Origin of the sequence: Peribacillus aracenensis, from assembly GCF_025175645.1 — a bacterium.
Taxonomy (GTDB): Bacteria; Bacillota; Bacilli; order Bacillales; family DSM-1321; genus Peribacillus; species Peribacillus aracenensis.
Map to the genome: position 1 here is coordinate 285,480 of NZ_JANZMJ010000003.1, position 18,071 is coordinate 303,550.

The 18,071-nt window shown below is 39.5% G+C and carries 15 protein-coding genes; 5 read left to right on the forward strand and 10 right to left on the reverse strand.

Annotated elements, in window-relative coordinates:
- Positions 1-218: 218 nt before the first annotated feature.
- On the forward strand, positions 219-518 hold the full coding sequence (locus N0M92_RS05655; RefSeq protein ID WP_260284816.1) for a helix-turn-helix domain-containing protein: 300 nt from the start codon (positions 219-221) through the stop codon (positions 516-518).
- A gap of 724 nt (positions 519-1,242) precedes the next feature.
- Here the strand turns inward: N0M92_RS05655 and N0M92_RS05660 are convergent.
- Together N0M92_RS05660 and N0M92_RS05665 are read right to left on the reverse strand one after the other, a co-directional pair.
- Positions 1,243-3,309, reverse strand: coding sequence for a BppU family phage baseplate upper protein (locus N0M92_RS05660; RefSeq protein ID WP_260284817.1), 2,067 nt, complete (start codon positions 3,307-3,309; stop codon positions 1,243-1,245).
- Positions 3,310-5,612: 2,303 nt separating this feature from the next.
- On the reverse strand, positions 5,613-5,777 hold the full coding sequence (locus N0M92_RS05665; RefSeq protein ID WP_260284819.1) for a hypothetical protein: 165 nt from the start codon (positions 5,775-5,777) through the stop codon (positions 5,613-5,615).
- 517 nt (positions 5,778-6,294) lie between these two features.
- Between N0M92_RS05665 and N0M92_RS05670 the strand changes: the two genes are divergently transcribed.
- The 3 genes from N0M92_RS05670 (at position 6,295) to N0M92_RS05680 (ending at position 8,694) form a co-directional block, all read left to right on the forward strand.
- Positions 6,295-7,473, forward strand: coding sequence for an MFS transporter (locus N0M92_RS05670; RefSeq protein ID WP_260284821.1), 1,179 nt, complete (start codon positions 6,295-6,297; stop codon positions 7,471-7,473).
- Positions 7,474-7,905: 432 nt separating this feature from the next.
- Positions 7,906-8,097, forward strand: a complete 192-nt coding sequence (locus tag N0M92_RS05675) for a hypothetical protein (protein WP_048681418.1) — start codon at positions 7,906-7,908, stop codon at positions 8,095-8,097.
- A 123-nt stretch (positions 8,098-8,220) separates the two neighbouring features.
- Entirely contained in the window at positions 8,221-8,694 is a 474-nt protein-coding gene (locus tag N0M92_RS05680) for a VOC family protein (protein WP_260284823.1), read from the forward strand.
- 48 nt (positions 8,695-8,742) lie between these two features.
- On the opposite strand, the gene N0M92_RS05685 is transcribed toward N0M92_RS05680, so the two are convergent.
- Positions 8,743-10,626 carry a peptidase S8 gene (locus tag N0M92_RS05685; protein ID WP_260284824.1) on the reverse strand — a complete coding sequence of 628 codons (1,884 nt, stop codon included), beginning with the start codon at positions 10,624-10,626 and terminating at the stop codon, positions 8,743-8,745.
- A gap of 443 nt (positions 10,627-11,069) precedes the next feature.
- The gene (locus N0M92_RS05690) at positions 11,070-11,477 is read right to left on the reverse strand and encodes a hypothetical protein (protein ID WP_260284826.1); all 408 of its coding nucleotides are present in this window, start codon (positions 11,475-11,477) and stop codon (positions 11,070-11,072) included.
- Positions 11,478-11,738: 261 nt separating this feature from the next.
- Here N0M92_RS05690 and N0M92_RS05695 point away from each other — a divergent pair, with 261 nt between their 5' ends.
- Positions 11,739-11,870: a hypothetical protein gene (locus tag N0M92_RS05695; RefSeq protein WP_260284827.1), complete on the forward strand. Its 132-nt coding sequence runs from the start codon at positions 11,739-11,741 to the stop codon at positions 11,868-11,870.
- 82 nt (positions 11,871-11,952) lie between these two features.
- Here the strand turns inward: N0M92_RS05695 and N0M92_RS05700 are convergent, their stop codons facing one another.
- The 6 genes from N0M92_RS05700 to N0M92_RS05725 form a co-directional block, all read right to left on the reverse strand.
- Complete coding sequence (locus N0M92_RS05700) at positions 11,953-12,420, reverse strand: hypothetical protein (RefSeq protein WP_260284828.1); 468 nt, start codon at positions 12,418-12,420, stop codon at positions 11,953-11,955.
- A 649-nt stretch (positions 12,421-13,069) separates the two neighbouring features.
- Positions 13,070-13,777: an ABC transporter ATP-binding protein gene (locus tag N0M92_RS05705; protein WP_192205910.1), complete on the reverse strand. Its 708-nt coding sequence runs from the start codon at positions 13,775-13,777 to the stop codon at positions 13,070-13,072.
- Positions 13,777-14,559: an ABC transporter ATP-binding protein gene (locus N0M92_RS05710; RefSeq protein WP_034308746.1), complete on the reverse strand. Its 783-nt coding sequence runs from the start codon at positions 14,557-14,559 to the stop codon at positions 13,777-13,779. Before N0M92_RS05710 ends, N0M92_RS05705 begins: the two co-directional genes overlap by 1 nt.
- On the reverse strand, positions 14,531-15,496 hold the full coding sequence (locus N0M92_RS05715; protein ID WP_260284830.1) for a branched-chain amino acid ABC transporter permease: 966 nt from the start codon (positions 15,494-15,496) through the stop codon (positions 14,531-14,533). The genes N0M92_RS05710 and N0M92_RS05715 overlap by 29 nt, the downstream gene beginning before the upstream one ends.
- Before the next feature lie 13 nt (positions 15,497-15,509).
- The gene (locus N0M92_RS05720) at positions 15,510-16,388 is read right to left on the reverse strand and encodes a branched-chain amino acid ABC transporter permease (RefSeq protein ID WP_260284831.1); all 879 of its coding nucleotides are present in this window, start codon (positions 16,386-16,388) and stop codon (positions 15,510-15,512) included.
- Positions 16,389-16,549: 161 nt separating this feature from the next.
- Positions 16,550-17,728: an ABC transporter substrate-binding protein gene (locus tag N0M92_RS05725; RefSeq protein ID WP_260284832.1), complete on the reverse strand. Its 1,179-nt coding sequence runs from the start codon at positions 17,726-17,728 to the stop codon at positions 16,550-16,552.
- Positions 17,729-18,071: the final 343 nt, after the last annotated feature.

The following is an 18,071-nucleotide window of genomic DNA, read 5'->3' on the forward strand; positions in this document are numbered from 1 at the left end:
ATCCCAATCTTTCTTATAAGAATTATATTCTTTAAAATATTTTCTTTAAAATAACCTAACTAAATGCCTACCCACAAAGGAAAATTCGTTTATATATATAATTGTGTCAAGTATTTTAGTGCCTAGTTATCATTAAAAATGAAAGGAAAATGTGTAAACTGAAAGTGATAGTTTAAATCAGTATATAATTTTCATATTAAGGGTTAGGTGTGGTCAGAATGATAGGTTACCGTGTTAAGTCGCTTAGGGAAGAAAGGAAAATGTCAATTAGTGAACTCTCCGCAAGATCCGGCGTTGCCAAATCCTATATAAGCTCACTGGAAAGAAACCTTCAAACAAACCCTACTATATTAGTTTTGGAAAAGATCGCTAGAATCCTTTGTATTAAGGTCGATGCTCTGTTGAATGAACAAGCAGACAATAGCATTGATGAAGAGTGGATGGAAATCATGCAGGATGTTATGGGATCAGGAATATCGAAAGAGGAAATGCGCGAATTTATTCAAGATAGAAAGTGAGAATCGATGAAATCGCTTTATTTTAACTCATTTAGAAACGCCAAAAAGGGGAAAAAGTGGTTATAGCCTTTTTCCCCCTTTTACTACTTCTTCAACTTAAAATATTCCTGTAAAACCTCCAACCATATATAAAAACCTTCGTCGTTGGGATGAAGGTTATCATTATCCCCATCTCATATTCTTGTACTTAGCTTTTTCTCTATTTCTTCATTACTATTCATATAAGTCCAATTATTCGTTTTGATGATATTCTCTGAAGCTTGAATATAATCAAAATAATTCAAACAAAACATAAACTATTCTCCGTTTACAATTTGCGAATGGATTTGGTGAAAATGATTTGAATCTTTTTATTTGGCAATTTATTTTGTAACTAAGTCATGATTTTCCCCAAATTTTTATTCGTCTGTTCCAGACATAGTGATTGATAATAATTATTAATCAGTAAATATTCATAAGTAATAAGATAGGGATTATCTGAACTATCCTCCGAATAAGGGATACACATTAATTGTGTGTCAATTAAGTTTTTTATGTTTCAATAGATGTATGAGTATGGCCCAATGATTTCTATGAGCAAAGAATATATACTGAATTTCAGATTAAAAAACTTGAAAAAAGTCCAAATTTCTGTAGAATTTTATTCCATTAAAAGAACTATTACCAACTATAAAAGAGATGACTTTTTTCATGACCGCTATAGCAAGGTTTCTCCAATCGTCTATCAATTTGTTATTTGTTTCCAATCAGATACCGAAGAAGTCCCAACTGCAATATAGCCAACTCCACCTACAATAGCCAATTGACCTATATACGAAGGTGAAGATGAAACAAGATTTATTACTCCTTCATTAAAATTACGCCCAACCTCAACAATTTTTCCTAATTGTGTCACGTAGAATAATATTGTGTCAGAACGTCTTATGAGAACTGCGTCTCGTAAATTTTTCAAAACCAAGCCGTTAATCCCATCCGTTGAAGATTTTAAAGTAACAGGAAATCTAATCTGATAGTTGCTTAAAGTGAAATATTGACCTTTTTTCAAATTAGTAATATTCGTGATCGTTGTGGCTGCGGTTATTAATGAACCAAGCATAAGTTCACCATAACCATCGGCATTTAGAGTTGCGTTTGCAGTACCTATTCCAGTTATTCTTCCCCTAGTTGCTCCCTCTCCGGGATTATTATAATAACCATGAGAAGGAATAATTAACGCCCCGAATGGAGTTCCCCAACCTGCTTGATTTGGACGAAGATTAATCACATCTATAGGAGCTAAAATACTAGCAGGTATAAAGGTAAATCCTTCACAATTAACAAACTGATTATAGAATTGGGTAGCATTATTTGATTCAACATTAGCAGAGGTATTATCTTGTGATAATGAGAAGCATTCGGTAAATGTGTTATTACTTACACCAGCACCATCAAACATAACTTTGTCCAGTCTTGTCAAATCCGCACTTGGTGAAAATCTACATTTACTAAATTTGTTCCCGTCTGAACTACCAGTTAAATAAACTGCATACTGTTGATTTTCAAAGTAACAATTGTCAAAAATGTTATAATATGCCCCGCCTAAATAAACACCTATACTATCATTTGGAGCGTTTCCTCCTGTAATATAAGGGAAAGGAATGTTTGACTCGATTAAACAATCAGTGAATGTATTATGTGTAGGAAAAGGAGAATGACCAACGTTGAAATAAACTCCAGCTTTTCTATTCTCACGTATACCAATACCATCAAAGTTGTTTACATTTGTTGCACCCCCATCAAAATAAATTCCATATTGATTATGTCGAATGTAAGTGTTTCCTTCAAAATTATTTTTTATTGCGAGTTTAAGGTGAATTCCATATTGAAACCCTGAAACACGAACATCACGCAATGTGCAATAATATGCTGAATTCATGCGAATACCTGCTCCTGTACTTGGTGGTATATACCCATCTGATGGATAAGATGTGTTGGTTCCTTGAATACCAAGACCCTCAATAATATGGGACGAGTAATTCTCGTTTTGGGCATTTAGCACAATGCCGTCTCCGTTATGTTTTACCAAAATGGTAGCTCCATCGTTTGAAAATATCCTTATTCTATGCCCTGTTAATGGAAGAACCAAAGGAGAATACACGCTGTACGTTACCTTTCCAGGAAATTTTATGCTCCCTGTATTACCTATAGAAGTCAATGCTGCTTGAAATGCTGGATACCAATCATCACCAACTTTTTCACTTTCAAAATCAGTTATGCTTACCTCATTCTTATTAGCAATATAAGCTGACTGTACAGCTTTGGCTTCCAATTCGGATTGTGCTTGATCGTCAATTCCTGTTCCCTTATACCTTAAATCAGCAACAATACCATCAACGTCCGCAATAGATTTTGTATTGGATTGAAATTCATGAGTACATTCGAATGTCCCTTCATCGAGAATCCCTTTGTTAACCGTATATGAAAACCTACTTGTAACAGATACCTTATCTGCTGCATAATAAATCATTACTTCAGCATGATGAAGACCATAGTCGATATATGCTGGCGTATCCAAGATAATTTCGCATTTTCCGTTTGCTGCATCTATAATTGCACAATCTTGTAATACGGTCTTTTTATCCGGCTTTTTAACAGCCAAACGAACAGTAGATCCTGTTAAATAGACCGGTTCCCCTGATTGGGTGATAGTTATAGAAAATTTAACAGTCTGTAAATCATTGGTGTTGACAGTGATTGCACGATTTCTGATTACTTTTTTTGTATCCACCGCGATATCAAAGTTCTTAAACATTCCCGTACCAGTACCCCCTTTTTATTAAGCCAGTTTAGACTTTCAATTGTGTGACTTGCTAATTAATTCGTTCAATGTTGCAACATCAGTTAATTTACACATAATTCTTGTAGCTTTAACTGAAAATCTCAACATTTTATACATATTTATCACTAAACTTCCTGACCCCAATTGTTTCTCGGATTGAAAAAAAGTTAATTAAAGAACAGATTCATTAAAAATTACCAAAGAATTCAATGACAGCTGAGAGATATTCAGCATTAGAGCTTTCGATGTAATAACCCACATAAGGTGGCGGAAATTCTGAAATCAGACTAATAAAGACGTTTAACTTTCTGAAAATTCTCAGCCTCAAAATAACCATCTTCCAAATTGAAAGAAATCTTGGGTTTTTGCTGCCCAAATTACTTTCAATTATATTGCTTTCGCGGTTCTAGAACCCCATGTTATTTATGCGTAATGCGTTAGTTTAATTTTATAAATATAGTCACTCCTTCGAATTTCAACTCCTTCAAGTAAGATATCTCGTAATGTACCCACTGTTATTACACCAGTCATAACACCTGGAATTATTATCACCGTTAAGAATGTTTGCCCAGCACCCGTTTAAATTACTGATCATACAGAGTTAAAAAGTACAGGATGATTCCGGGAAGTTTAAGCATGCTGTAAAGCTATTAGAGTGCTTCGAATTAAGGTGCGCTTCCCTTCTAATTCATTTGCAATGATTTTGTAACGCTGTAAGTTCGCCTTTGGTGTTAAAGGTATTACTGTAATTAGATAAGGTAACCCCACAATCTAGTACATTCTTATTCTTGTCCAACAATTTAACAAACACTATCAGTGTATCGACCTGAACCAAACTGCAACTAAAATGATTGTATCTTCATCATCTGGATGATTCTTGTTATTACCGGATGCCAGACCTGATATTAATAGTTCAATCTGATTTTTAAAGTGCTATCAACCGCTTCTTTTACACTTCCTATTATATTCTCAGCAATAGTAAAACGTTCATCACGGATAACCTTTAAGCGAAGGGGAGGACAATCAAAATCGTAGATTTTATTATTGTTAGGAGTAAAAATTAGTGAAAACAATAGCTGAAACAAAAGAGACACAAAAATCTGTTAAAAAGCAAAAGGTCACCCCCTTTATTGAGGTGGTTTTTTAACCTACTCTATTGTCATATGCCTTTAGGTCTCATGCATGTTATAAAACCAGTCTCAATAACGAAAGCTAATGAATCATTTTCTGAAATCTGAAGATTTTTCCAAATTGACTGATAATATTTGCAGAGAACAATTTGAAGGAAATATGAAAAAGTTATGGTATAACGCTATTATGAAACCCTTTTTAAGGAATGTTTAAATGATAAATGTAATGTGAGTTTTAAAGAAAATTTTGCTTACCTTAAACTTAAACTGTTGTATTAAATTTTGCAGGCAGACAAATTTCTTTATAGTTTATTCAAAAGGAAAAACCAAAGTTGGAACAAAATGTACGGCAAAGAAAAATTAAATAGGTAAACAGCGTTCATAAAATGAATTTAAAGGAACTATGTATATATCAGTTTAATTTTTTTAACCCCCATGTAAACTATGTTATGCTTTATTTGTTTTAAGTAACGTTAATGGTATTCCCTGTTTCCTTCTCTCTTTTTCGTTGTATGATAGAAAAAAAAGGAGTTTTGGGAATGATTATTCTGCAGTATATTGGAAAAGTTTTTTCATTCATGCATAAGGATATAGGAAAACTCATGTTAAATGCGTGTTTGTGCAGGTACAGGTGCTTACGATATTTATACAGATTGTCTTACCTGTAATGCCAAGGGATTAATTAGTAAAGTTGAGTATAATAGGAGGCTTGAAGAGGGTGAGATTTAAAGAATTTCATGAGGTCGATATATGTAAACCAGAAGCAATATTGGCTATTGCTTCTTTTTTTTGTCCAAAACGGCGTCGTTTGGTCCCCACATTTAAATGGTATTTTATTATCAGGAGGGATACATATGACAGTAATTACTCATATTGGATTGGCAGTGTGATTTGGATGCTGCGATTAAATGGTCTAGAATGTGTTGGGTTTCACGTTATTGGCGGGTTCCTTTTCGTTTGATGCAAGTGCGGAGAATAAATATGACGAATGACCTTCTTGGTCGTTTGTACTGCCTCAAAATTTACTGTCGGTTTCATAAACGCTGTTTTATCTTCTACATCATTCAACTTTAATCGCACTAAATTTCATTAAGATTTTTTATTTCAAAAAAATCCAGCATTTCTGCTGGATTCTCAAAACTGCAATCACTTAACCAAATTCAATACTTCCAGAAGTCTGCCCTCTGAATTATAGTTAAAAGTGACCGTCTTATCATCATGAATGTGATAGCTTAAACCAAAAAACTCTCCGTCATCAGGGAATTTTCGTATAAATTCATCAAGTTGTTCGGAATTTAGTTTAACAACCATAGGTTTCTTCCTACTATGTAGAGAATCTTCTACCCTCTCCATTACAGTCTCTGTAAATCTACCCATAATTAACTCCTTTAATCTCTCATTTCCCAGATAATATACCTTATGAATGGTAAATTAAAGGTCCTTAATTAAAATTTCATAATAATGACACGATTTCTTAACAACTCTCCCAAATATCCGACAAGTTTACCATAATTACCTTTTTGATTAATTAATTTCTGTTGGAACTGCACGATTGTTTCACTCTAAGTTAATTCCACTCTACATAAGGGTTTTGTATAGGCAGGAACATGGTTTAATGGAAAATCCGCTATAAGACCCCTGTGTGTTGTGTTTCCTGTATATAAAGTGACCTCCATCCCGATTTTTTGTGTCTATTAAATTTTTTACGGGCTAACTAGTAGTCAATATTACTTAGATTTATAGTGATCACTTAATTTTTATAGATTGTTCTCTTTAATTTTAGTAAAATGAGAATGATAATTACTATCAATTAAGGAGAATTACTATTATGGGTGTACCTTTGTTAAAAGAAGAGCTTCCGGTTGTTAATAAAATATGGTCGCGTGATTTTATTATGATTTTCTTGGCTAACTTTTTTGTTTTTTTATCCTTTCAGATGACTTCCCCGACCCTTCCGCTTTTTGTAAAGGAGCTTGGCGGGAATGAACGGTATATTGGGTTAGTTGCTGGCATGTTTTTATTTTCTGCCCTGATTGTCCGCCCTTTTGCTGGACAGGCCTTGGAAACAAAAGGCAGACGTTTTGTTTTCCTGTTCGGTCTAGCCCTTTTGGCTGTTGCGATTGGTTCGTTTGGATATATGATGAGTATTTTCCTTCTTTGCACCATGAGGATTGTACAAGGGATTGGCTGGGGATATGCGACCACGGCTTCAGGTACGATTGCCTCTGATCTTATCCCAGCAAGGCGTCGGGGTGAGGGAATGGGATACTTCACTTTATCGGGGAATTTGGCGATGGCTTTTGGTCCTTCATTCGGGCTTTTCTTAGCGGATGTTTTAACCTTTCAACATTTGTTTTTATTTTGCGGTGTATTAAGCCTGGCAGCTTGGATCATGGCCTCAACAATTACGTATAAAAAAGTAGATCATGCTTCTGCCCCAGCTAACACTAATAGGTTTGACATTTATGAAAATAGCGCTGTTGCTCCGTCCCTTCTTGTTTTTTTCATTACGGTGACTTTTGGCGGGACTGCTACCTTCTTACCTCTTTATACAATCGAAAAAGGTCTGACAGGTATTCAAGGATACTTTTTTCTTTACGCTCTAGCTCTTATATTCACACGTATGTTTGCTGGAAAGATCTATGATCAAAAAGGACATCAAGCTGTCTTCATTCCGTCCACTCTTTTTATCGTAGTGGCGATGCTAATGCTTGCCTGGATGCCAAGTAACATGATTCTGTATATGGCAGCTATTTTTTATGGCATTGGATTCGGTGCTGTCCAACCGGCTCTTCAAGCGTGGTCTCTTGAACACGCTGCCCGAAACCGAAAAGGCATGGCCAATGCCACTTTCTATTCCTTTTTTGATCTTGGAATCGGTTTCGGTGCCATCCTCTTCGGACAAATTGGCTATCTTTTCGGATATATAAGCATTTACATAATGGCAGCAGTCTCAGTGGGGATTTCAATATTAGCTTATTTATGGATTTTAAGAAAAATGAAGTGATTACACATTAAGGGACATCTTTGTGGATGTTCTTTTTTTGAAAGGCTCTTTTCGTAAAGATTGTTGTTATTAAAACGAAACGATTTAAGGTTGATTGGAGCGGAAGTGCGAGACTCCTGCGGGAGCAGCGGGACAGGTGAGACCCAACAGGCGTTTACGCCGTGGAGGCTCACCGCCCGCCCCGCGGAAAGCGAGCATCTGGAGGGGAAATCAGCCACACCACATTACTTGGTAAATGACAACAAAGTATTCGAAAACAGCCTATTGTAAACAGAGGTGATTTTGCAGAACAGCTTATCGCATTTTCATCCGTGCATTTTTTAACCCTATGTAAACTATGTTATGGTTTTATTTGTTTTAAGTAATGTTATTGTATTCCCTGTTTCCTTCTCTCTTTTTCGTTGTATGATAGAAAAAAAAGGAGTTTTGGGAATGATTATTCTTCAGTATATTGGAAAAGTTTTTTCATTCATGCATAAGGATATACCGGAAACTCATGTTAAGTGCCATGTTTGTGCAGGTACAGGTGCTTACGATATTTATACAGATTGTCTTACCTGTAATGCAAAGGGATTAATTAGTAAAGTTGAGTATAATAGGAGGCTTGAAGAGGGTGAGATTTAAAGAATTTCATGAGGTCGATATGTGTAAACCAGAAGCAATATTGGCTATTGCTTCTTTTTTCTGTCCAAAACGTGCCGTTTGCCCACAACTTAAAAGGGTATTTTATTATCAGGGGGGATACATATGACAGCAATTACTCATATTGGATTGGCTGTACCTGATTTGGATGCTGCGATTAAGTGGTATGAGCAGGTGTTGGGTTTCAGGTTATTGGCGGGTCCCTATTCGTTTGATGCAAGTGCAGAGAACAAACATAATATGACGAATGATCTTCTTGGTGATGATGTTAAAAAGATGCGTAATGCACATTTGATGGCGGATAATGGAGTGGGGATTGAGCTTTTTGAGTTTGAGGAGCCGAGGATGACTAATGGTGAGAGTCGCGGGTATGAGGGCTTTTTTCATATTTGCTTAATAGCGGATGATATTGAAAGGCTGGCTGATGATATTGCTGCTTCTGGCGGAAGAAGGCGAAGCGATATATGGAATACTTGGGAGAATAAGCCCTATTATTTAATATATTGTGAAGATCCGTTCGGCAATATCATTGAACTTTACAGTCGAAGCACGGAATTGATGTATGGAAATAGAGATTGACAAGTGCAGCCCCCAATTTGAGTATTGGGGGCTGTTCTTGTTTTTCTATTACTTTTTAACCGTTACCTTCCTTGATTCGCTTACGTTTTTCGCTTTGTCCTTGGCATAGGTATATAGGTTCTGCCCGGCTTTTTGCTTGGGAATTTTAACCGAGAATGTGCCTTTGGACGTTGCTGTGGCAGAGCCGATCACTTTTCCTGATGCTTTGATGGATACCGTGGAGTTGGCTTCTGCTTTGCCTGTTACTTTTGTCGTTTTTGTGGTTACTGTGTTGACCGTCGGTTTACTAGGTGCTGTTTTGTCTGCGACGGTCACGGTTTTGATCGAGCTAACATTTCCTGCTTTATCGGTTGCTGTAACGGATAGGACTTTTCCGGCTTTTTGTTTTTTTGACATCGTTACGGTGAAATTCCCTGCGCTGTTGGAATTTGCTTTACCTAGAACCGTACTGCCGGTTTTGACAGTGACGGAAGAGCCCGCTTCCGCTTTGCCGGTTACTTTGACGGTATTGTCACCTACCGTATTTACGGAAGGTCTTGCAGGAGCCGTTTTATCTGCCACTTTAAATGAAACGGGTATACTTTTATTTCCCGATTGATCGATTAGCCTCGTAGAGATGGTCGTTCCGGCTGTTTGTTTGGCAATAGTCGCCGTAAAGGTTTTTTCGCCGTTGATTTTCACTGTGGCGAGTTGGCTTTTATCGGTATAAATGGATACGGTCCCCGTTTTAAAATCAGTCGGGATTTTCCCGTTGATCTTGGTGTCCTTATCGGATATCGCGGTTACGGCCGGTTTGGTCAGCGTCTTCATCTCGAGTGCTTTTTTGGCATTGACCCGCCCGTTTCCATAGTATATGTCTTTCCCTTTTGCACCTAGGTCAACGGCTGAATCATAGAGGCGGTACTCGACCTCCGTTTTGTTAAGTTTGGGCTCATTGGACCAAATCAGTGCCGCTACACCCGCCACCATCGGTGTGGCCATCGATGTTCCGCTCATCCAGCCGTATTTACCATAAGGTAAGGTTGAAAGGATATCACTTCCTGGTGCCGCGATATCGACTGTTGAATGGTAGTTGGAATAACTGGGACGCTTGTCCCTTGAGTCAGTGGCAGCAACGGAAATGACGTGGCTGAATGCGGCTGGGTACACACGCTGCACATTTTTCCCCATATCCCCTTCATTCCCGGCAGCCGCGACGATCAGTACGCCTTTTTTATAGGCTTCCTGGACGGCCTTATTAAAGGCCTCCGAATAACTGGTGTCTCCCAAACTCATATTGATGATGTTAGCCTTTTGCTGAACGGCATAATGTATCGCTTCAATGATATCGGCCGTATTGGCATACTCTCCATCAAAGACATTGATCGGCATTAGTTTAACATTCGGGGCAACACCAGTTCCACCTATGCCGTTGTTCGCAGAACCGGCTATGATGCCCGCGATATGCGTTCCATGCGCCCCTTTTGGTACGATATGCTTCCGATTTTTTATCGTATCATAGGCATTGACGATCTTCCCTTTTAAATCTTCGTGATTGCGATCGATGCCGTCGTCAATGATGGCCACGATCAATTCCTTCGACCCCATGGTTTTGGTCCACGCTGCACTCGTACCAAGCTTTTTATGATGCCATTGGTCTATGTATGCTGGATCGTTCGGACTTTCCATTTTCTTAAAAATGTAGTTTGGTTCTGCATACTCCACATTCTTCTGTTCTTCAAGTTCCTCGATCACGTTGTCTGTCGTTTCCCCTTTAGGAACCTCCACCTTTTCGATCAACTCGTTGATCGGCTCATCGTTCGTCCCTTTATATTTGACGATGACACCATCAGATTGCGGGATCTCTTCTGCAGAAGCAGAATCTGGCTGGTAGTTTGGCAGAATCATAAACAGTAATAATACCGGCAATAAAACCTGAATAAGTTTGTGCATACAATCACTCCAAAAATATGATTAAGAATAGCTATCGATGAGGTTTTATCATGAACCAATTCTACTATTTATTCCTAACTAGATTGTATACCGTCTGATTTGGATTTACTAACCTTTTTATCTAGTTAAAATAGCTTATTTAAAAAACAAAAAACCGCTATAAATTTGCACTTTGATTTCCGCTCCAGGCACTCGCTTTCCGCGGGCGGTCCGGGAGCCTCCTCGACGCTTCGCGTCTGTGGGGTCTCCCTTGGACTCGCTTTTCCCGCAGGAGTCTCGTACCTTCCGTTCCCATCAACTTATTCAGGTAAAAACACTTTTGTCTAAAAAAGGGGGCCGAAGCTTCTTTGTACATAAAAAATGAGCTTGGAAATGTGTCTCCAAACTCATTGTATTTTTTGATGTCCTTTTTTTACTAAAGCACCCGTTAGTTGAAGAAGAACTCATTTCTCAAATCTCACTAACGTTTTTTCAGGCATTTCTATCTGTTCAATGTCAAAGTTATTGATTCGAAGAGTTATCTCACCTTCTCGCTTATCGGCTTCTTCTCCGACCCAACAACTATACAGTTCAAAATAATCACCTTTATCAATGTAACTGTCCATAATTTTACACAGTTCAATTAGCTTCTCTTTTGATTCGGCACACGTTTTTTGGTTCATATATTCCGAAATCTCTATTCCCCAGTCACTTGATACTTCGAAAACAAAAGGAGTGGTAAATTGATGTTTTTTCACATCTCGACGGTTATATTTGTTCGAAAAACAACCTCCAATAACAATTAAATCGTCTGACTCTTCATTACTAAGAGGTATTTCTATATTGCATCCGATATAACTTGCTAAACTCATTTCACAATCTCCTTTTCTCGCTATTTTAACATTCAACTTCTTCAAGTAAACTGTTTCGTTAGTTTAAGTGTAAACCTTCACAAACTCATTCTTGTTTTAACATAAATATCCAGTTAAGTGTTGGAGTAATTTAATAAGAAGTTTTGTGGTTGTCACCATATCATTTTACGATAAATCAACCTTTCCCTATAACATAGCCTTTTAAAAGAAGACTTGTTTATCCTTCATGTTTTTTACTATTTATATGGATGAAACACTATATTGAAGAAATTTGCGACACTCCTGCCGAATTACTGGCTTGCCGAGACACCACAGCCGCTTGCTTTGATGAGGCTTGGCAGTCAGTCGGCGGAAAGGGGGCTGATTTCTGAAATCAACTGGAACCTTTTTTAAAAATGCTTTGTAAAAGAATGGTCTTGATTTTTGAACAAATAAAAAAGACCACCCAAAAGTGGCCTTCTAAAGTTCAACTAAATTACTTATCCTTATTGTGCAGTTCAAATGACTCTTCAGAATCATCCCATTTTACATTTACCTTTATAACTTCGCCTTCACCTATTATTGCTCCACCTTCTGAACCTCCACCCGTTCTAAATACTTTTTCGCTAGGTGGTTCAGGGAATTGTTCTTTTGTACTTGCGCTTTGACTGGTTGTTTCAAAACTGTATTCGAGGTTTTTCATGGAAGATAACTCTTCTAAAGATCCTTTGTATTTTAATACAAGTTCATAGCTATCTTTACTAGAATGACCTGTTTGTTTGCGTTCATTTTCCCTCCATATTTCGGTTGCTTCATAAGAATATTCAGCTTCCCAATGTTCGCTATTTCCTATAAATTGATAATTATGTTCGGTCCTCGTTTCTGATTGTGTTTCCTTACTGTTGGTAAATGAACAAGCTGTTAAAACCATCATTATAAATAATACAGTGAAAACTTTCTTCAACCTAACTCCTCCTCAATGGATAAATGAATTTCAATTTTACCACTTATAGGATTGTTTTTGGTGTAATTTGGAAAAGTTTATTTAAGTAACTTGCCCCTTTAGTTCGAAAATCAACAAGATCCTTTAACAGAGCGTTTTTTAAAAAAACTTGCAAGCAAACACGTTTTTCCTCGAATATATCTCCGGTCAGTCTAGGAGTTCCGATTGGTCCAATCCTAAACCATGATTTTAAAACAAGACTAAATTATCCTTCATGTTTTTTTTCTGTATTCCTTGTTGGATGGAAGAAATTTGCGACACCCCTTCCGACTTACCGGCTAGCCGAGACCCCGGAGGCGCTTGCGCAGGAGCCATGGCAGACAGTCGGGTGAAACGGAGATTTCTAGAAATAGCTGGAACATTTTCCGTAAAAATAGGTTCTATCTATTCTTAAACAAAGTTGATTGGAACGGAAGGCACGAGACTCCTGCGGGAAATGCGAGTCCAGGGGAGATCCCGCAGGCGCGAAGCGTCGAGGAGGCTCCCGGACCGCCCGCGGAAAGCGAGTGCCTGGAGTGGAAATCAACGGTCGCTTTCTCCAAACAAAAAACTGCAGGCAAACTCGCTTTTCCTCGAGTTTGTCTGCAGTCTGTAACCGCTATAAAGCGTTTTAATGGCCGCCTAAATAGGCATTCTTGATTTCTTCGCTTGCGGTCAGTTCCTCTGATTTGCCAGATAGGACGATTCGGCCGGTTTCGACAACGTAGGCTCTGTCCGCGATGGATAGTGCTAAGTTGGCATTTTGTTCGACCAGCAGGATCGTTGTACCTGTTTTGTTGATTTCTTCGATGATGTTAAAGATTTGCTTCACCAATAATGGCGCGAGTCCCATCGATGGCTCGTCCAATAACAGGAGCCGGGGCTTGGCCATGAGGGCCCTGCCCATTGCGAGCATTTGCTGTTCCCCGCCGGAAAGGGTTCCGGATTGCTGTTTCAGGCGCTCTAGCAAACGCGGGAATAATTCATAGACTTTCTCCATATCCTGCTTGATTCCTGCCTTATCTTTGCGTAAATAAGCACCAAGCTGAAGGTTTTCTTCAACCGACATGTTAGCGAAGACACGCCTGCCTTCAGGGACATGGGAGATGCCCATTTTCACGATGGATTGTGCTGCCTTTCCGCCGATGGATTGCCCTTCGTAAATGATTTTCCCTTGTTTTGGTTTTAATAGGCCGGAAATGCTTTTCAGCATCGTGCTTTTCCCGGCTCCGTTCGCCCCGATAAGAGTCACGATTTCACCTTCGTTAATAGAAAGCGAGACTCCTTTCAAGGCTTGAATGTTTCCGTAATAGACGTTGATGTCCTCGATTTTTAACATTATGAAACCTCCTCGCCCAGATAGGCCTCGATGACTTTTGGATTGTTGCGGATTTCCTCTGGCTTTCCTTGAGCGATCAGTTGTCCGTGATCGAGTACGTATATGCGTTCGCAAACACCCATGACGAGCGGCATATCATGTTCTATCAATAATACGGTCAAATCGAATTTCTCACGGATGAGGGCAATCAGGTTCATGAGCTCGTGCGTTTCCTGGGGATTCATCCCCGCAGCCGGTTCATCCAGTAAAAGCAGTTTCGGGTTGGCTGCGAGTGCGCGGGCGATTTCCAAACGTCTTTGTTTACCATATGGCAGGTTCTTCGCCTTTTCATCCTTATATTGATCAAGGTTGAAGATCTTCAGGAACTCAATCGCCTTTTCATCCATTTCCTTTTCGCCTTTAAAATGGATCGGCATGCGGAAAATCGAACTTAAAATGCCATGCTTCGAAAGCGAATGATAGGCCACTTTAACATTATCGATCACGGATAGTTCACTGAATAAGCGAATGTTCTGGAATGTCCGGCTGATCCCTTTTTGCGTGATTTTATATGGAGGCAGTTTTCTTAAGTTCTCACCTTCCAAAGAAATGGTGCCCTCTGTAGGGACGTAAACTCCTGTCAGCAAATTAAAGAAAGTTGTTTTTCCAGCGCCGTTCGGCCCGATCAAGCCAATTAATTCTCCTGGATATAACTCGACGTTAACATCAGAAACGGCTTTAAGCCCCCCGAACTGGATGCCGACTGAATCGACTTTAAGCAGCGGTGTTTTTATTTTTTTCATGGCTGCTTCCTCCTTTACGTTTGAACATGGATGTTATTTCTTTTGTCCCCATTAAACCTTGTGGACGATAGAGCATCATCACGATAAGCACAAGGCTGTAAATGATCATTCGCGTTTCCGGATAATCCTGCAGGAAAGTCGTGACTACCGTCAGTAATATCGCGGCCAATACGGCACCGGAAAGGCTTCCAAGACCGCCAAGTACCACTAGGATCAAAATATCGAATGATTTCAGGAATCCAAAGTTCGATGGCTGAATGATATAGAAGTTATGGGCGTAAAGCCCTCCAGCAATACCGGCAAAAAAAGCACCGATTGCAAACGCGACAACTTTGTAATACGTCGTGTTGATTCCCATCGAATCGGCAGCCGTCTCGTCCTCGCGGATCGATATGCAGGCCCTGCCGTGGGTCGAGCTAGTAAAGTTTCGGATGACGATGATCGTAATGATCACGGAAGCGAATACCCACGGCCAAGTGGTCAAATGGGAAACCTGCATGCCGCTCGCCCCGCCGACATAATCGATATTCAAAAGCATGATCCGGACGATTTCCCCAAAGCCGAGGGTCGCAATCGCCAGGTAGTCACCTTTTAAACGTAAGCTTGGAATTCCGATGATCAATCCGGCCAACGCTGACGCCAAACCTCCGACTATCAATGCCGCATAAAACGGCATTTCCAGCTTCATCGTCATAACGGCTGAAGCATAGGCACCGACTGCCAGGAATCCGGCATGTCCGATGGAGAACTGCCCGGTTATCCCGATGATCAAGTGCAGGCTAGTTGCCAGAATGATATTGATCCCGATGAACATGAGCGTATTTTGATAAAAAGGATTTAGCGATCCGCCGCCGATTAACACTTGAACTACGGCGAAAAAGATCAATGATAGTGAAATCGAGAGCCAAAAACCTTTTGCTCGCTTAATTGTAGTCATTGCTTTGTCTCCCCTATACTTTTTCTTTTTTGTTTTTACCGAATAAGCCTTGTGGCATGAAAATCAAGATAAGAATCAGTACGACGAAGGCTACAGCATCACGCCATAATGAGTAACCGGCGGCACTGACCAAAGCTTCGATGACACCTAGCAATAAGCCGCCGACCATCGCGCCGGGTATAATCCCGATCCCTCCAAGTACGGCTGCAACGAATGCCTTCAATCCCGGAAGCACACCCATGAGCGGCTCGATCTTAATATAGTAAATACCGAAAATGACGCCTGCTGCCCCCGCTAATGCGGAACCGATTGCAAAGGTGGCAGAAATCGTATTATTTACATTTATCCCCATCAGCTTAGCTGCATCCGCGTCGAAGGAAACGGCACGCATCGCTTTTCCAATTTTTGATTTATGAACGATGATTTGAAGGATGATCATTAGAACTACGGCCACTCCAAAAATCAAAACCGATTGACTATTGATGGAAACTCCAAAAATATCGAACTTTTCTGTCGGCAATACATCATTCGGATAAGCTTCCGGCTGTGCACCGCGGACGTAAATGAATCCGTATTCGATCAAAAGGGAAACACCGATGGCCGTGATAAGTGCCGCAATACGTGTTGCGTTACGCAATGGCTTGTACGCGATACGCTCGATCAAAACCCCAAACAGCGCACAGACCGTCATCGAGATCAATAGGGCGGGAATGAATGACAGATCCAGAACCGTTATCGAGTAGAACCCAACGAATGAGCCGACCATGAATACATCGCCATGTGCGAAGTTTATCAATTTAACAATCCCGTAAACCATCGTATATCCGAGAGCGATAAGGGCATAAATACTTCCTAGTGAAATCCCGTTTATTAGCTGTTGTATCAATTCCATGTTCGACTCTCCTTGAAAATCTAATTTTATGAATGATTAGTCCAAACTCTTTTCATTCCTTAATGGGGAAGTTAGTGACCTGGTATTCTTTGAAAATGAGAATTCGCCAGCACCTTCTTATTGACGAAGGGCCGGCGAAATGATGGAGTTTTTCTCCGAAATTAAGGATTGATTTTTGTGTTGAATACTTGTTTTCCCTCTTTAAATTCAAGGATGGTAGCAGATTTGATTGGATTATGTTTTTCATCCAATGTGAATGTACCTGTTACAAGCTCAAGGTCTGCCGTTTTTTCCAGCGCTTCTTTGATTTTTTCTGAATCCGCTGAACCAGCACGTTTAATCGCGTCTGCAAGGAAGTATCCTGTGTCATATCCTAGAGCGTTAAATGCATCCGGGGATTTATCTTTGTACTTCGCTTTGAACGCTGACACAAAATTCTGAATTTTCTCATCAGGGTCACCTGAAGAATAATGGTTCGTGATGAATGTGTTATTTAGAGCTTTTGCACCGGCGATTTCAACTAGCTTAGGAGAATCCCAGCCGTCGCCGCCCATGAATGGAACGTCAAGTCCAGTTTCGCGTGCCTGCTTCACGATCAGGCCAGCTTCCTCATAGTAACCAGGAAGGAAAATAAAGTCAGGTTTTGCCGATTTCAAACGAGTCAATGTAGAACGGAAATCAGTATCCTTCGCAATGTAAGCTTCCTCAGCCACGATTTTTCCGCCATTTTTTTCGAATTGTTCTTTAAAGGCTGCTGCTAACCCTTTTGAATAATCACTTGCGCTGTCAATATAGATGGCTGCACTCTTCGCTTTGATTTCTGTAGTGGCGAAATTCGCAGCTACCGTCCCTTGGAACGGATCGATGAAGCTTGTCCGGAAAATATAATCGTTCAATTTATCCTTGCTGAAAGTGATTTCAGGGCTTGTGCCAGATGGTGAGATGACCGGCACTTTATTATCTTGGGCAATCTGCACTTGGGCAATCGAGTTTGTGCTTGTCGCTGCACCGACGATCGCTGCAACCTTATCCTGTGATGTCAGCTTGATCGCTCCGCTTGTCGCTTCAGACGCTTCAGATTTATTATCGACTTTTATAAGTTTGATTTTTTTACCGTCAATGCCTTCTTTATTGATTTCTGCAGTCGCAAGCTCCAGGCCTTCTGCAATCGATTGTCCATATGAAGCTACGCCGCCTGATAATTCAAGGTTGACACCGATCTTGATCGTATCTCCATCCCCGCTTGTTTTTTCTGATGAACCAGAGCCGGAACAACCAGCCAGCACTCCTGCAGCAAGTGTAAGTGAAAGGAATGCACCTGCTAACTTTTTCTTTTTCATAAATAATCCCCCCATTTTGTAATCAAGCTCTGATGCATGAATATTTATTCAAGATGCCTCAGAAAAAATTGATTAGATGAAATGTTTCAAATTTAATTAATATTTCGAAAAATAGTTTACCGCATAATTTTCATTCCGTCTATACAATAATTGTGAGAAGATTTCGCTAAATAGGATATTTTTCACAGGTAGAACTATATCATTTTTATCTTTATATATTTTAAATATTGCGAAAATATGCAATATAATCAGAAAAAACTGATAATTTAATTATAGTGGTATTGTAAACTCTTTAATTATTGCTCAAAAAAATTTATTCATTTTCTGATATTCTCCATCCTAT

Bases quoted from the DNA above. Each gene is read 5' to 3' on its own strand.
- N0M92_RS05655 (WP_260284816.1), top strand. From the start codon at position 219: ATGATAGGTTACCGTGTTAAGTCGCTTAGGGAAGAAAGGAAAATGTCA.
- N0M92_RS05660 (WP_260284817.1), bottom strand. From the start codon at position 3,309: ATGTTTAAGAACTTTGATATCGCGGTGGATACAAAAAAAGTAATCAGA.
- N0M92_RS05665 (WP_260284819.1), bottom strand. From the start codon at position 5,777: ATGGTTGTTAAACTAAATTCCGAACAACTTGATGAATTTATACGAAAA.
- N0M92_RS05670 (WP_260284821.1), top strand. From the start codon at position 6,295: ATGGGTGTACCTTTGTTAAAAGAAGAGCTTCCGGTTGTTAATAAAATA.
- N0M92_RS05675 (WP_048681418.1), top strand. From the start codon at position 7,906: ATGATTATTCTTCAGTATATTGGAAAAGTTTTTTCATTCATGCATAAG.
- N0M92_RS05680 (WP_260284823.1), top strand. From the start codon at position 8,221: ATGACAGCAATTACTCATATTGGATTGGCTGTACCTGATTTGGATGCT.
- N0M92_RS05685 (WP_260284824.1), bottom strand. From the start codon at position 10,626: ATGCACAAACTTATTCAGGTTTTATTGCCGGTATTATTACTGTTTATG.
- N0M92_RS05690 (WP_260284826.1), bottom strand. From the start codon at position 11,477: ATGAGTTTAGCAAGTTATATCGGATGCAATATAGAAATACCTCTTAGT.
- N0M92_RS05705 (WP_192205910.1), bottom strand. From the start codon at position 13,777: ATGTTAAAAATCGAGGACATCAACGTCTATTACGGAAACATTCAAGCC.
- N0M92_RS05710 (WP_034308746.1), bottom strand. From the start codon at position 14,559: ATGAAAAAAATAAAAACACCGCTGCTTAAAGTCGATTCAGTCGGCATC.
- N0M92_RS05715 (WP_260284830.1), bottom strand. From the start codon at position 15,496: ATGACTACAATTAAGCGAGCAAAAGGTTTTTGGCTCTCGATTTCACTA.
- N0M92_RS05720 (WP_260284831.1), bottom strand. From the start codon at position 16,388: ATGGAATTGATACAACAGCTAATAAACGGGATTTCACTAGGAAGTATT.
- N0M92_RS05725 (WP_260284832.1), bottom strand. From the start codon at position 17,728: ATGAAAAAGAAAAAGTTAGCAGGTGCATTCCTTTCACTTACACTTGCT.